General features: G+C 33.8%; 16 protein-coding genes and 1 tRNA gene. 9 read left to right on the top strand and 8 right to left on the bottom strand.

Annotation, left to right across the window (positions count from 1 at the left end):
• Positions 1 to 25: 25 nt before the first annotated feature.
• From IPM51_03405 to IPM51_03390, 4 genes are read right to left on the bottom strand one after another with little or no spacing between them, the layout of a single operon-like run.
• The gene (locus IPM51_03405) at positions 26 to 1,216 is read right to left on the bottom strand and encodes an aspartate aminotransferase family protein (GenBank protein MBK9283344.1); all 1,191 of its coding nucleotides are present in this window, start codon (positions 1,214 to 1,216) and stop codon (positions 26 to 28) included.
• Complete coding sequence (locus IPM51_03400; protein ID MBK9283343.1) at positions 1,213 to 1,800, bottom strand: methyltransferase domain-containing protein; 588 nt, start codon at positions 1,798 to 1,800, stop codon at positions 1,213 to 1,215. Before IPM51_03400 ends, IPM51_03405 begins: the two co-directional genes overlap by 4 nt.
• A complete protein-coding gene (locus IPM51_03395) occupies positions 1,797 to 3,086 on the bottom strand; it encodes an HlyC/CorC family transporter (protein ID MBK9283342.1) in 1,290 nt (429 codons plus the stop codon). Before IPM51_03395 ends, IPM51_03400 begins: the two co-directional genes overlap by 4 nt.
• 26 nt (positions 3,087 to 3,112) lie before the next feature.
• On the bottom strand, positions 3,113 to 3,463 hold the full coding sequence (locus IPM51_03390) for a hypothetical protein (protein MBK9283341.1): 351 nt from the start codon (positions 3,461 to 3,463) through the stop codon (positions 3,113 to 3,115).
• Positions 3,464 to 3,671: 208 nt separating this feature from the next.
• On the opposite strand from IPM51_03390, the gene IPM51_03385 reads away from it, so the two are divergent.
• The 8 genes from IPM51_03385 to IPM51_03350 all read left to right on the top strand — a co-directional run bounded on the left by IPM51_03385 (position 3,672) and on the right by IPM51_03350 (position 7,646).
• A tRNA-Ser gene (locus IPM51_03385) sits at positions 3,672 to 3,760 on the top strand.
• A gap of 43 nt (positions 3,761 to 3,803) precedes the next feature.
• Positions 3,804 to 4,088, top strand: coding sequence for a GIY-YIG nuclease family protein (locus IPM51_03380; GenBank protein ID MBK9283340.1), 285 nt, complete (start codon positions 3,804 to 3,806; stop codon positions 4,086 to 4,088).
• Between the two features lie 106 nt (positions 4,089 to 4,194).
• Positions 4,195 to 4,449, top strand: coding sequence for a GIY-YIG nuclease family protein (locus tag IPM51_03375; GenBank protein MBK9283339.1), 255 nt, complete (start codon positions 4,195 to 4,197; stop codon positions 4,447 to 4,449).
• 135 nt (positions 4,450 to 4,584) lie between these two features.
• Complete coding sequence (locus tag IPM51_03370) at positions 4,585 to 4,869, top strand: GIY-YIG nuclease family protein (GenBank protein ID MBK9283338.1); 285 nt, start codon at positions 4,585 to 4,587, stop codon at positions 4,867 to 4,869.
• A gap of 369 nt (positions 4,870 to 5,238) precedes the next feature.
• The gene (locus tag IPM51_03365; protein MBK9283337.1) at positions 5,239 to 6,159 is read left to right on the top strand and encodes a universal stress protein; all 921 of its coding nucleotides are present in this window, start codon (positions 5,239 to 5,241) and stop codon (positions 6,157 to 6,159) included.
• Positions 6,160 to 6,179: 20 nt separating this feature from the next.
• Positions 6,180 to 6,488, top strand: a complete 309-nt coding sequence (locus tag IPM51_03360; GenBank protein MBK9283336.1) for an HPF/RaiA family ribosome-associated protein — start codon at positions 6,180 to 6,182, stop codon at positions 6,486 to 6,488.
• Positions 6,489 to 6,577: 89 nt separating this feature from the next.
• Positions 6,578 to 7,180: a carboxymuconolactone decarboxylase family protein gene (locus tag IPM51_03355; GenBank protein MBK9283335.1), complete on the top strand. Its 603-nt coding sequence runs from the start codon at positions 6,578 to 6,580 to the stop codon at positions 7,178 to 7,180.
• Between the two features lie 91 nt (positions 7,181 to 7,271).
• Positions 7,272 to 7,646, top strand: coding sequence for a DUF1987 domain-containing protein (locus IPM51_03350; GenBank protein MBK9283334.1), 375 nt, complete (start codon positions 7,272 to 7,274; stop codon positions 7,644 to 7,646).
• Positions 7,647 to 7,651: 5 nt separating this feature from the next.
• Here IPM51_03350 and IPM51_03345 read toward each other — a convergent pair whose 3' ends face one another.
• The 4 genes from IPM51_03345 to IPM51_03330 form a co-directional block, all read right to left on the bottom strand.
• Entirely contained in the window at positions 7,652 to 8,161 is a 510-nt protein-coding gene (locus IPM51_03345; GenBank protein ID MBK9283333.1) for a hypothetical protein, read from the bottom strand.
• Entirely contained in the window at positions 8,161 to 9,759 is a 1,599-nt protein-coding gene (locus IPM51_03340; GenBank protein MBK9283332.1) for a CTP synthase, read from the bottom strand. Before IPM51_03340 ends, IPM51_03345 begins: the two co-directional genes overlap by 1 nt.
• A 207-nt stretch (positions 9,760 to 9,966) precedes the next feature.
• Entirely contained in the window at positions 9,967 to 10,176 is a 210-nt protein-coding gene (gene yidD, locus IPM51_03335) for a membrane protein insertion efficiency factor YidD (GenBank protein MBK9283331.1), read from the bottom strand.
• Position 10,177: 1 nt separating this feature from the next.
• Entirely contained in the window at positions 10,178 to 10,783 is a 606-nt protein-coding gene (locus IPM51_03330) for a fumarylacetoacetate hydrolase family protein (GenBank protein MBK9283330.1), read from the bottom strand.
• Between the two features lie 76 nt (positions 10,784 to 10,859).
• Between IPM51_03330 and lhgO the strand changes: the two genes are divergently transcribed.
• Positions 10,860 to 12,071, top strand: a complete 1,212-nt coding sequence (gene lhgO / locus IPM51_03325; GenBank protein ID MBK9283329.1) for an L-2-hydroxyglutarate oxidase — start codon at positions 10,860 to 10,862, stop codon at positions 12,069 to 12,071.

Below are 12,071 nucleotides of genomic sequence, written 5' to 3'. Positions count from 1 at the left end.
AAATCCCAATAAACTTTTGCAACCTTTAAAGATCGTTTATAGAATTATTAATAATTTTTAAGGAATGGCTTAAATCAGCCTCTTCTATATTTAGTGGCGGGGCAATACGCATAGCCTTGTCGCAAAATAAAAACCAATCGCTTATTACGCCATTCTCAATACATTTTTTAATAACCCGTTGACAAAATTCAACACTTTCAAATTCTATTGCGCCCAAGGCTCCTTTCATTCTTAAAAATTTTATCCTTGGATTCTTTAAATTAAATTTAACAAAGTTTTCAATCCACATTGCTCTTTGAACCAATTTATCTTCCAGCACTACATTTAAACTAGCAAGTGCTGCTTCAACACAAACTGCATTTCCTCCAAAAGTATTGATGTGTCCTAAAACCGGATTGTCACAAAAATGATTCATATTCTCTTTGGAGGAAATAAAAGCACCGATTGGTAAACCTCCTCCCATGGCCTTAGCCACCAATAAAATATCAGGTTCAATATTGAAGTGTTCAAAGGCAAACAATTTACCGGTTCTGCCAAATCCGGTTTGAATCTCATCAAAAACCAAAAGCGTTTCGGTTTCTTTACATTTTATTTGCAAAGCCTTTAAAAAATCAACTGTGGCCTCAATCACACCCGCTTCCCCCTGAATCGGTTCTATGAAAACAGCGGCACAGTCTGTATTTATTTTATTTAAATCATTAATATTATTGAATTCTAAAATCTCCACGCCCGGCAACAAAGGCCTGAAGCTATTTTTAAAATATTCATCACCCATTAAACTTAGTGCACCTTGTGTACTTCCATGGTAAGCGTTTTTAAAACTGATAAATTTTGTACGACCTGTTACACGCTTCGCCAGCTTCATGGCTCCTTCTACAGCTTCACTGCCTCCTGTTGTGAAATAAACACAATTTAAATTTGAAGGTAAATGGCTGGAAATTACTTGCGCATACTTTACTTGGGGAGTTTGATTATATTCACCATAAACCATCAAGTGCATATACTTTGAAGCCTGATTGTGAATTGCTTTTACCACTTTTGGATGACAATGCCCAATGCTACTCACAGAAATTCCGCTGATCAAATCGACATACGATTTTCCATTTACATCAACTAATACAGAACCTTGCGCACTAACGATATTCAAATCAATGCCCATCATGGGCGAATAACTAGTTTGCGCCACATGCTTTAAAAATAACTCGCGCTGATTCATGCTTTTTCTAAAATCATAAACAATTCTTTTCCGGTTCTTGCCGGAATAGAATCTTCACAATGCTTAAATGTATTTATTTTAAAAAGTTCTCTTATATACAATTGATATTCTAATTCATCACCTCCGAATGGCGGCGATTGTTCAAATTTGCAATTAAACAACAAACCAACCAACTTTCCGCCTTGGGTAAGCAACTCTAACATTTTTTCAAAATAATTTTGACGTAATGCTGGGTTTAAGGCACAGAAAAAAGTTTGCTCTATTATTAAATCAAATTGATAAATAGCAGGATTGAGTTTAAAAAAATCTTCTTGTATTAAATAATTTTTGTTTAAAGAAGGGCATCTTTTTTTTAAATTATTTAAAGGCTCGGCCGCTAAATCACAAACATAAACATGTTCAAATCCTAAATGGTGTAAATATTCCGCTTCATAAGCATTACCTGCACCCGGGATAAGTATTTTAATACTTTTGTCGGATAATGAATCGAAATAATTTTTTAACGGGGTAGAAACATAACCAATATCCCAACCGGTTTGCTCATTCTTATATCTTTCACTCCAATATACTTTATCTAAAATCAAGATTCGACAACTTTCAGGCGAACACTTTCAACACTTTGCCTGCTCCTTTTTAAAATGGTTATTTCATATCCGTCTTTGATTCTTTTATCATTCACCGCCGGAATACGACCATAAATAAAATTGATATAACCAGAGACTGTTTCATAATGTGAATCGATTGGAAGTGCAATAGGAATAGCCGAATTCACGTCGGTAATTGAGGCTTGGGCATTCACAATATATTCGGTGTCACTTTTAACTTCAACATTTGGTTTCTCTTCATCATGTTCATCCTGAATTTCGCCAACCAACTCTTCAATAATGTCTTCCATAGTAACAATTCCTGCAGTTGATCCAAATTCATTTGTTACAATGGCCATTTGAATATGATGACGTTGAAAATCTCTTAATAATTCGTTAATCTTCATACTTTCAGGTATGAAATGAGCGGGGCGCATAATATCTTTTAATGAACGAAAACTATTATTGATTAGTGCTTTCAATAAATCTTTGGTGTGAATTACGCCAACAACATGATCGATATCACCTAGATAAATAGGTATTCTGGAAAAACCTTCATCAATAATTAATTTGGTTACTTCATTTCGGCCTAACTCTACATCAATGGCAACCATTCTGTTTTGTGGAACCATTATTTGTTTTACGATTCGGTCGTCAAAATCGAAAACATTTTGAATTAACTCATTTTCACTGGGTTTAATAGCTCCGCCTTCTTCACTTTCGGTTAAAATTAATCTTAATTCCTCTTCAGTATGTACTTCTTCACCCACTGATTTAATACCAAAAAGTCGAAGTACTACATTTGAAGTTTTATTCAGCAACCAGATAAATGGACTTAATAAAAAATAAAAAATGCGAATTGGCCAGGCGATAAATAAGCTAACACTTAAACTGTATTTTATTCCTATCATTTTAGGAATTTGTTCTCCAAAAGTAACATGTAAAAAAGTTAATAAAGTAAGAGCAATGGGTAGTGAAATACTGTGAATAGTTAATCCATCGAGAATCCATCCGGATCGAATAAAAGAAGTTTCAACAATTCGGGAAATTACTGATTCGCCAACAGCTCCCAGAGCCAAAGAGGATAAAGTAATTCCTAGTTGAGAAGCGGATAAATAAGAATCCAGATGTTCAGTTAAATATTTAGTAAGTTTTGCCCTTTTATTGCCTTTTTGAATTTTCAGGTCGAGCTGTGACCCGCGTACTTTTACCAAAGCAAATTCTGTGGCAACAAAAAAACCGTTTACTAAAACTAAAAAAAAGGTAATAAATAATTCACTAATCATAATTTACGTAAGAAGAATTTTGAGGATCAAGGGCGAATTTTTTTGATCTGCTCTTCTTTAAGGCCTATGATTTCTTTAAGTAATCCAATTTCATTTTGGAGTTGACCTTCGTTTTTAACCGTATCATCACCGGTCCATAATTTATTAATATAATACGGCTTTTCGTTGTAATTGATTTCCGATTCATTACCTCTAAAAAAGCTATATAAAGGAACACGTAACGCTTTTGAGATCAACTCTAAATTTCTTAATTCTAATGTTTTGTTATTTAAAGCATTAGTGAGATCATCCTCATTCATATTTAAGTATTCTGCCAATTGAGAAAAAGTATAGTTTTCTTTAGACAAAATTTCAACTAATTGTGACTTGATATCCATTTCTTACTCCTTAGTACAAATTTAATACAGTTTGCGGTTTTTTTACAGATTTTTGCTTTATTTAATTATAAAATGGTCAAAAAACCTCTGTTTTAGATTTTTATATGGAATTTGGAGCCACGTGAAGGTTTAAGTTAAAATTATCTAGTCCAAAAAATACTAGAATACTGTTTTTTTTCTAAATTTGCGACTCTATTTTTAGAATTTAGGAGTGGTGCCTGAGAGGCCGAAAGGAACAGTTTGCTAAACTGTCGTACGCTTTACCGTGTACCGGGGGTTCGAATCCCCCCCACTCCGCACTCAAATAAAAGCAAACCCACCTTAGTGGGTTTTTTTATAAATGTCTTTTTATGTTTATGTGATACAAAGTGAATTTGATGGTTCTTTTTATAAAGGATTCAGTGAGAATTATATTGAGCGACTCAATCAACACAATAATGCTTGGTCAAAATATACTTCTACCAAAATGCCTTGGAAGTTAGTTCACGTGGAAATATTTACCGATAAAATATCTGCTTTAAAAAGAGAAAAAGTACTCAAAAAATACAGTCACGCTCAACTACAACAGTTATTTCAATCCGGTAAAAATATTTTAAACATTACAGACGTAAGGAATCCCCAATAAATTGGGGATACGCTTTACCGTGTACCGGTCCCCAACTTGTTGGGGAGAATCCCCCCCACTCCGCACTCAAATAAAAGCAAACCCACCTTAGTGGGTTTTTTTATAAATGTCTTTTTATGTTTATGTGATACAAAGTGAATTTGATGGTTCTTTTTATAAAGGATTCAGTGAGAATTATATTGAGCGACTCAATCAACACAATAATGCTTGGTCAAAATATACTTCTACCAAAATGCCTTGGAAGTTAGTTCACGTGGAAATATTTACCGATAAAATATCTGCTTTAAAAAGAGAAAAAGTACTCAAAAATACAGTCACGCTCAACTACAACAGTTATTTCAATCCGGTAAAAATATTTTAAACATTACAGACGTAAGGAATCCCCAATAAATTGGGGATACGCTTTACCGTGTACCGGTCCCCAACTTGTTGGGGAGAATCCCCCCCACTCCGCACTCAAATAAAAGCAAACCCACCTTAGTGGGTTTTTTTATAAATGTCTTTTTATGTTTATGTGATACAAAGTGAATTTGATGGTTCTTTTTATAAAGGATTCAGTGAGAATTATATTGAGCGACTCAATCAACACAATAATGCTTGGTCAAAATATACTTCTACCAAAATGCCTTGGAAGTTAGTTCACGTGGAAATATTTACCGATAAAAAATCTACTTTAAAAAGAGAAAAAGTACTCAAAAAATACAGTCACGCTCAACTACAACAGTTATTTCAATCAGGTAAAAATATTTTAAACATTACAGCCGTAAGGAATCCCCAATAAATTGGGGCTTCGCTTTACCGTGTACCGGTCCCCAACTTGTTGGGGAGAATCCCCCCCACTCCGCACTCAAATAAAAGCAAACCCACGGTAGTGGGTTTTTTTGTTTTGAAGAAATCATGAAAACTTTACTTACAAAATGTACAAAAAAAACTGAAGCGTTGAATTTGCAAATTGAAAAATTGCGAATTATAAATATACAAATATCGCCTTTGAATGACACTTTTTATGTTATTTTTATTATTTTAAAAATGAACTTTATCTTACCAAATGTTATTTTATTCCACAATAGGTTTAATGAAGTTCAGTAAAATGACAGAAATCAATTTTCTTTTAAAATAATAGTCCTAACTTTAGACAAACTCATCAAACATGAAAACTTCAAATAAAATCAAACCCATTAAAACTTCTAAAATCAAACGTATTTTAGTTCCTTTTGATTTTTCGCCGTTTTCGTCTAATGCCTTGCGCGAAGCAATATTTGTTGCGAAATGTTTTATGGCTGAAATTGAATTATTACATGTAATTGCGCCGGTATATTTGGATGCTAATTCGAGTGCCTTGTTACCCACCAATGATAGTTTTTATAATCGTTTGTTAAAGCAAGCAGAAAATAACTTGAAAAAAATCACCAAAGAAATTACAAAAAATGAGGGGGTGAAAATTAGTTGTTCTTCAAAATTAAATGTTATTCATCAGGAAATAATTTCGTTTGCTTCAAAAAAGAAAGTTGATTTAATCATTATGGGTACTCATGGCACTTCCGGAATTTCAGAATTTTTTGCTGGCAGCAATGCATATCGGGTAGTTTCAGAAGCGAAATGTCCGGTTCTTACCTTGCAAAAAAGAATAAAAGGAATTTCTTTCAAGCGAATTTTATTACCTATTCGTTTGGAATTAAACTCCAGGCAAAAAGTAAATTTTGTAGCTACTTTGGCAAAAGTATTTGTTTCTAAAATTTATATTGTTGGTTATCTGGAAAGCAATAGTAAATCAGATAAGTTAAAAGTACAAGCTTACATGAAACAGGTAAAGTCCTTTTTAGATGATACTGCAATTCCTAATGAAAGTTGTTTGCTGAAATCAGATAATTTTACAGAAGATAGCTTGAAGTTTGCTAAAAAAAATAAAATCGATCTAATCACCACAATGAGTAAACATGATTTTAATTTAAAACAATTGATAAAAGGCTCTTACACGCAACAGTTTGTAAACCACTCACCTATTCCGGTACTTAGTGTGCCGAATACCATCGAATTTGAATATAGTTTTACAAATCCATTAATAGGATAAATACTTTAAAATTAAAAATTATGAAAACAATTATTGAATCAACCAACTTTAAATCAAGTCCTTCACTTAATAAATTCATAAAAGAAAAATCTTTAAATTTTGTAAAGTTGGATAAAAACGCAATTTGCGCTGAATTTAATCTTTCCGCTAAAAGGAATGATTTTTCATGTACTGTAATTGTTAGTCTTGCCGGCAAAGATATTATCAGTAGTAAAACTTCTGACGATATGCACTTATCTATTTTGCAAGCCGTTGATGCAGCCAAGAGAGGGATGCGTAAGAAAAAAATGAAGCGCTTAACCGCCAAGAAAGTTTTAAAACTTAGGTAAGTAAATGGTATACATCACGAGTATGTTCAACTTTATTTTTCCATTTCTAGTGTATATTAATTAAATTGCTTCTTTAAACATTTAATTATATGAAGAAACCACTTGTTAGTCCTGTAAACGACATTCACGATCCGGAACTCAACGAATTGATTAAGTTTTTTAATGAAACATTAGGCTTTTGTCCGAATAGTGTAAAAACCATGTATCACCGTCCTAGAATTGCTTATGCCTTTATAGAAATGAACAAGGCTGTAATGGAAAATAAAGGAAGAGTAACAAGTGCTTTAAAAAGGTTCATAGGCTATATCAGCAGCAATGCGGGTGGATGCCGATATTGTCAAGCACACACTATAAGAGCTGCAGAAAGATATGGCGCAGAAAAAGAACAACTTGAAAACATATGGGATTATAAAACACACCCATCCTTTAACGAGGCCGAAAGAGCTGCATTAGACTTAGCTTTGGCAGCATCTGTTATTCCTAATGCCGTTACTGATGAAATTTCGGAGAATCTTAGAAAACACTGGAATGATGCTGAAATCGTTGAAATTTTAGGGGTAATTGCGTTATTTGGCTATCTAAACAGGTGGAATGACTCCATGGGCACTCAGATAGAAGAAGGGGCCATTGATTCCGGCAAACAATTACTTTCAAAGGCTGGTTGGAATGAAGGTAAGCACCTTTATTCTTGAGATTGAATTGAATGAAGAAAAATTCAATGCTCCATTAAATTTGATTTGTCATTTTAATTATGCAAATTCACTAACTTAATTTTTAGGAACTATGCGAAATTATATTCTTTTGGAGGTACCCAATAAATCACCAGAAATAATATTGACGTATACCGGTGAAATTATGATTACAGGGAATTCAAAACCGGAAAATCCTCATAAATTTTATCAAGAATGTTTTACTTGGATTGATCAATTTATTGCCAGCGCTCCAAAAAGGGTGAATGTAACTTTTGATTTAGAGTACATTAATTCAACCAGCGTTAAAGTTTATTCGCTAATTCTTAAAAAACTAAAAACCTTAACAGACCAAAATTGTGAACTAACAGTAAATTGGCGACACGAAAAGGAAGATGATGACTCGGTAGATCAGGGAAAATTATTTGAGGAAAACCTTCAATTGAAATTTAATTTTATTGAAAAGTAAAATTCTTACTCCAAATCTTTTTCCAAATAAATAGCTATTAAACCTTCTGGTGCATTATAATAAATCTGTTTATTTTTCTCGTCAGTTTTTTCAATAAAGTCTTCTACTAAAGGCAAAATAACTTGATGATTTCGATAAGTTAAATGCATTAATAGTTGTGCGCCGTTATCTTCAATTTCCAAAACCGGCCCTAAACTTCCATGAACATTATCAATTAATTCATAACCCACTAACCAATTTTCATTTTCATCAACAATAATAAGCTGATCATCAACAAACACTTTTTTTCCTATAAGTTTTTTTGCTTGATCAATTGAATCAATTCCTTCCAACTTTATACATAAACCACTGTTGGAGTTTGAAGTAAAATCAATAAAATGCGGCGCTTTACTCCCACCATCTTCTGTAAATAGGGCTTTCAACAAATCAATATTAATTTCTTTCTCGAGCTTTAATATAAGTTCCCCTTTGATTCCTTTAGCTTTACTGATGTATCCTATTTCTTCAAGCCGCATCAGGATAAACAGGCCTTAACGAAATTCACAAAAAGCGGATGCGGGTTTTCAACAGTACTCTTATACTCCGGGTGAAATTGAACTCCAATGAAAAAGGGATGAGTTGGCAATTCTATAATTTCAACCAGTTCTGCTTCAGGATTAACGCCAGAAAGATGCATCCCTGATTCCAAAAATTGTTTTTTGTATTCGCTATTAAATTCGTAACGATGGCGATGACGCTCTGAAATTGTTTTCTTCTTGTATATTTCCCAAACTTTACTGCCCTCTTCTAATTCACAAGTATATGCTCCTAAACGCATAGTACCTCCCATATGGGAAATGCTTTTCTGATTCTCCAGCAAATCAATTACCGGACTGCTGGTTGCCGGGTTCATTTCACGACTATGCGCATCTTTTAACCCTAATACATTTCTGGCATATTCAATTACGGCACATTGCATACCCAAACAAATTCCCAAAAAGGGAATATTATTTTCACGTACATATTTAATTGCGGCAATTTTACCTTCAATTCCTCGGTTTCCAAATCCGGGAGCCACTAAAACTCCTTTCAATCCACTTAATTTTTGCGCCACATTCTCTTCAGTTAAACTTTCACTATGTATCCAATCAATATTTACCCTGCAGTCATTTACGGAACCAGCATGAATAAATGCTTCTGAAATAGATTTATAAGAATCCTTTAATTCAACATACTTCCCAATTATTCCTACTCTTATTTCTTTTAACGGATGATGAAAATGATATAAAAAATTTTTCCAGTTATCGAGCTTTGGAGCTTCAGTTGTATTGATGCCTAATTTTTTTAAAACAATAACATCCAGTTTTTCTTTTTCCATCAATAATGGAACTTCATAAATTGTGCTGGCATCAATTGACTCAATAACTGCATCCGGAGCAACGTTACAAAACAAGGCAATTTTTTTTCTGATGTCTTTATTCAGCGGATGTTCTGATCGGCACACCAAAACATCAGGTTGAACTCCGTATTCCAATAATAACTTTACCGAATGTTGTGTTGGTTTGGTTTTTAATTCGCCAGTAGTTGATAAATACGGAATTAAAGTTAAGTGTATTACCATACAATCAGTACCCAATTCCCATTTCAATTGTCGAACCGCCTCAACATAGGGTAAAGATTCAATATCACCAACAGTTCCACCAATTTCTGTAATTACAAATTGAAACTGACCTGTTTTACCAAGTAGTTTTATTCTGTTTTTAATTTCATCCGTAATATGCGGAATAACCTGAACGGTTTTTCCCAAAAACTCACCTTTTCTTTCCTTTTCAATTACTGATTGATAAATTCTTCCGGTGGTTACGTTGTTTGCTTTAGAAGTAGGCACATTTAAAAATCGCTCATAATGCCCAAGATCCAAATCAGTTTCAGCTCCATCATCAGTTACATAACATTCGCCATGTTCATAAGGATTTAAAGTACCTGGATCAACGTTTATATAAGGATCTAATTTTTGAATGGTTACTGTATGACCTCGAGCCTGCAATAACTTAGCCAAACTGGCCGAAATAATTCCTTTTCCAAGAGAAGACGTAACCCCTCCGGTTACAAAAATGTATTTAGTTGTGGACATAACAGTTTTCTGCAAACTGTATACAAAGTTAAGGAAAAATTTGAAAGGGGTGATAAACTTTATATGCTATTACTAACAGTTCATTCACTTTTTAATAAACGAAGTGAGTTTGAGTCGAATGCCTTGATTAGAATAATTTGCATAATAATTTAGCGATCTAGACAAATCTGATTTAAAATGAATTAAACACTTCTGATCTTTGCTGTTTTACGGAACCGGATCGTAACCTTGTCCACCCCAGGGATGGCAACGCGAAATTCTTTTCAAGCCTAACCAACTTCCTTTCCACGCGCCATATTTTTGAATAGCTTCTACGGCATATGCACTGCAGGACGGAGTGTAACGGCAGGCATTCGGTAATAAGGGTCGAATGGCATATTGGTAAAATCGTACAAATAATATCGCAATCTTTTTCAAACTATTTAATATTTAGGCTCAATAGCTCGTTGTTATTTAATAATCCTTGTAATTTATCACCGATTTTTACCGGTCCAACTCCACTTGGTGTTCCTGTAAATATTAAATCCCCAACTCTTAGAGATACAAACTTAGAAACATAAGCTATTATTTCTTCAAAACTAAATATTAAGTCTTTTGAATTGCCCATTTGACGACTTTCCCCGTTAACTTTTAATTCAAATGCTATATCATTTAAAGTTAAATCGGTTTTTTTTATAAATTTTCCGATTGGCGCACTCGAATCAAAGGCCTTGGCTATTTCCCACGGCAAACCTTTTTCTTTACATTTAGCCTGCAAATCTCTTGCGGTAAAATCTATTCCCAAACCTATTTCATCATAATAAGTAGATGCGAATTCTGTTTTAATATATTTCCCCGCTTTGCATATTTTTAAAACCAACTCCAGTTCATGATGCAAATCGTTTGTAAAATCCGGAATATAAAAATCACCTTCTTTAAGTAATGCCGTATCGGGTTTCATAAAAAACACCGGCTCTTTGGGCAATTCGGCTTTCATTTCTTTAGCATGTTCGGCATAATTTCGCCCTATACAAATAATTTTCACGTATAAAATATTAATTTGTTGTTACGTAAAAGTAATGCTTTTTAGCCTTTAAATTAATACATTTGCTTAGATAAATATGAACTCCGAATTTGATATAATAATAATTGGTGGCGGCATTGTTGGTTTAGCTACAGCTTATAAACTAACGCAAATGCATCCCAATAAAAAAGTACTAGTACTTGAAAAGGAAAAAGAGGTTGCTTTCCATCAAACCTCTCACAATAGCGGCGTAATCCATAGTGGAATTTATTACAAACCCGGATCTTATAAAGCCAGAAATTGTGTGGCCGGAAGGAGAGAATTAGTAAAGTTTGCGAAGGATTATAATATACAACACGATATTTGCGGAAAAATTATTGTAGCCACACATGAAAGCGAACTCGCTCACATGAATAAGGTGTACAACAACGGGATTGCCAATGGTGTAGAAGATATTGAGATCATAGATCGCAAAAGAATTAAAGAAATTGAACCCTACTGTGAAGGCATTTCCGGATTATGGGTTGGATGTACCGGAATTATTGATTATGGTGATGTAGCAAGAAAATATGCTGAACTTATTATTGCCAGAGGCAGTCAGGTTTTAACTTCACAAAAAGTTATTCGATTTGAAAAAGATGGATTAATAAGCAAAGTAATTACAGAAAAAAATGAATTTAAAGGTAAATACATCATCAGCACTTCAGGTTTACAGGCCGATCGTGTCACCAAAAAAGAAGGTGCCAAAACCGATGCGGCCATAGTTGGATTTAGAGGTGACTATTATGACCTAACCGAGAAAGGATTAAGCAAGGTTAAAAACTTAATTTATCCTGTGCCTAATCCTAAATTTCCATTTTTAGGTGTGCATTTTACACGTATGATTAAAGGCGGAACCGAATGTGGACCAAACGCGGTATTCGTTTTTGATAGAGAGGGATATTCTAAAACTGCTTTTAGCATAAAGGATACAACTGAAGCATTCGGCTTTAAAGGAACCTGGAAGTTTTTTGCTAAACACTGGAAGTTTGGATTGGATGAATATCGAGGAGCATTTAGCAAACCTTATTTTTTAAAACGTTTGCAAAAATTAATACCAAGTTTGGAAATGGACGACATTGTTGCTGCTAGATGTGGAATTAGAGCTATGGCGCTTGGGCCCGATGGTGAAATGCTTGATGATTTTAAAATTGAAAAACATGATAATGCCATGCATGTAATTAATAGTCCAAGTCCGGCCGCAACAGCAAGCTTGGCTTATGGAAATGAAATTGCATTAATGGCCACTGAATATTTTAAACTGAAATAA

The organism is Sphingobacteriaceae bacterium (assembly GCA_016715905.1).
Taxonomy (GTDB): Bacteria; Bacteroidota; Bacteroidia; order B-17B0; family Aurantibacillaceae; genus Aurantibacillus.
Note: the sequence above shows the minus strand (reverse complement) of the source record. Positions and strands in the feature narration are given on the sequence as shown.

Excerpts from the sequence above, each read along its gene's own strand:
- lhgO (MBK9283329.1), top strand. The coding sequence starts at position 10,860 with ATGAACTCCGAATTTGATATAATAATAATTGGTGGCGGCATTGTTGGT.
- IPM51_03405 (MBK9283344.1), bottom strand. The coding sequence starts at position 1,216 with ATGAATCAGCGCGAGTTATTTTTAAAGCATGTGGCGCAAACTAGTTAT.
- IPM51_03350 (MBK9283334.1), top strand. The coding sequence starts at position 7,272 with ATGCGAAATTATATTCTTTTGGAGGTACCCAATAAATCACCAGAAATA.
- IPM51_03360 (MBK9283336.1), top strand. The coding sequence starts at position 6,180 with ATGAAAACAATTATTGAATCAACCAACTTTAAATCAAGTCCTTCACTT.
- IPM51_03340 (MBK9283332.1), bottom strand. The coding sequence starts at position 9,759 with ATGTCCACAACTAAATACATTTTTGTAACCGGAGGGGTTACGTCTTCT.
- IPM51_03395 (MBK9283342.1), bottom strand. The coding sequence starts at position 3,086 with ATGATTAGTGAATTATTTATTACCTTTTTTTTAGTTTTAGTAAACGGT.
- IPM51_03355 (MBK9283335.1), top strand. The coding sequence starts at position 6,578 with ATGAAGAAACCACTTGTTAGTCCTGTAAACGACATTCACGATCCGGAA.
- IPM51_03365 (MBK9283337.1), top strand. The coding sequence starts at position 5,239 with ATGAAAACTTCAAATAAAATCAAACCCATTAAAACTTCTAAAATCAAA.
- IPM51_03380 (MBK9283340.1), top strand. The coding sequence starts at position 3,804 with ATGTCTTTTTATGTTTATGTGATACAAAGTGAATTTGATGGTTCTTTT.
- IPM51_03370 (MBK9283338.1), top strand. The coding sequence starts at position 4,585 with ATGTCTTTTTATGTTTATGTGATACAAAGTGAATTTGATGGTTCTTTT.
- IPM51_03375 (MBK9283339.1), top strand. The coding sequence starts at position 4,195 with ATGTCTTTTTATGTTTATGTGATACAAAGTGAATTTGATGGTTCTTTT.
- IPM51_03390 (MBK9283341.1), bottom strand. The coding sequence starts at position 3,463 with ATGGATATCAAGTCACAATTAGTTGAAATTTTGTCTAAAGAAAACTAT.
- IPM51_03345 (MBK9283333.1), bottom strand. The coding sequence starts at position 8,161 with ATGCGGCTTGAAGAAATAGGATACATCAGTAAAGCTAAAGGAATCAAA.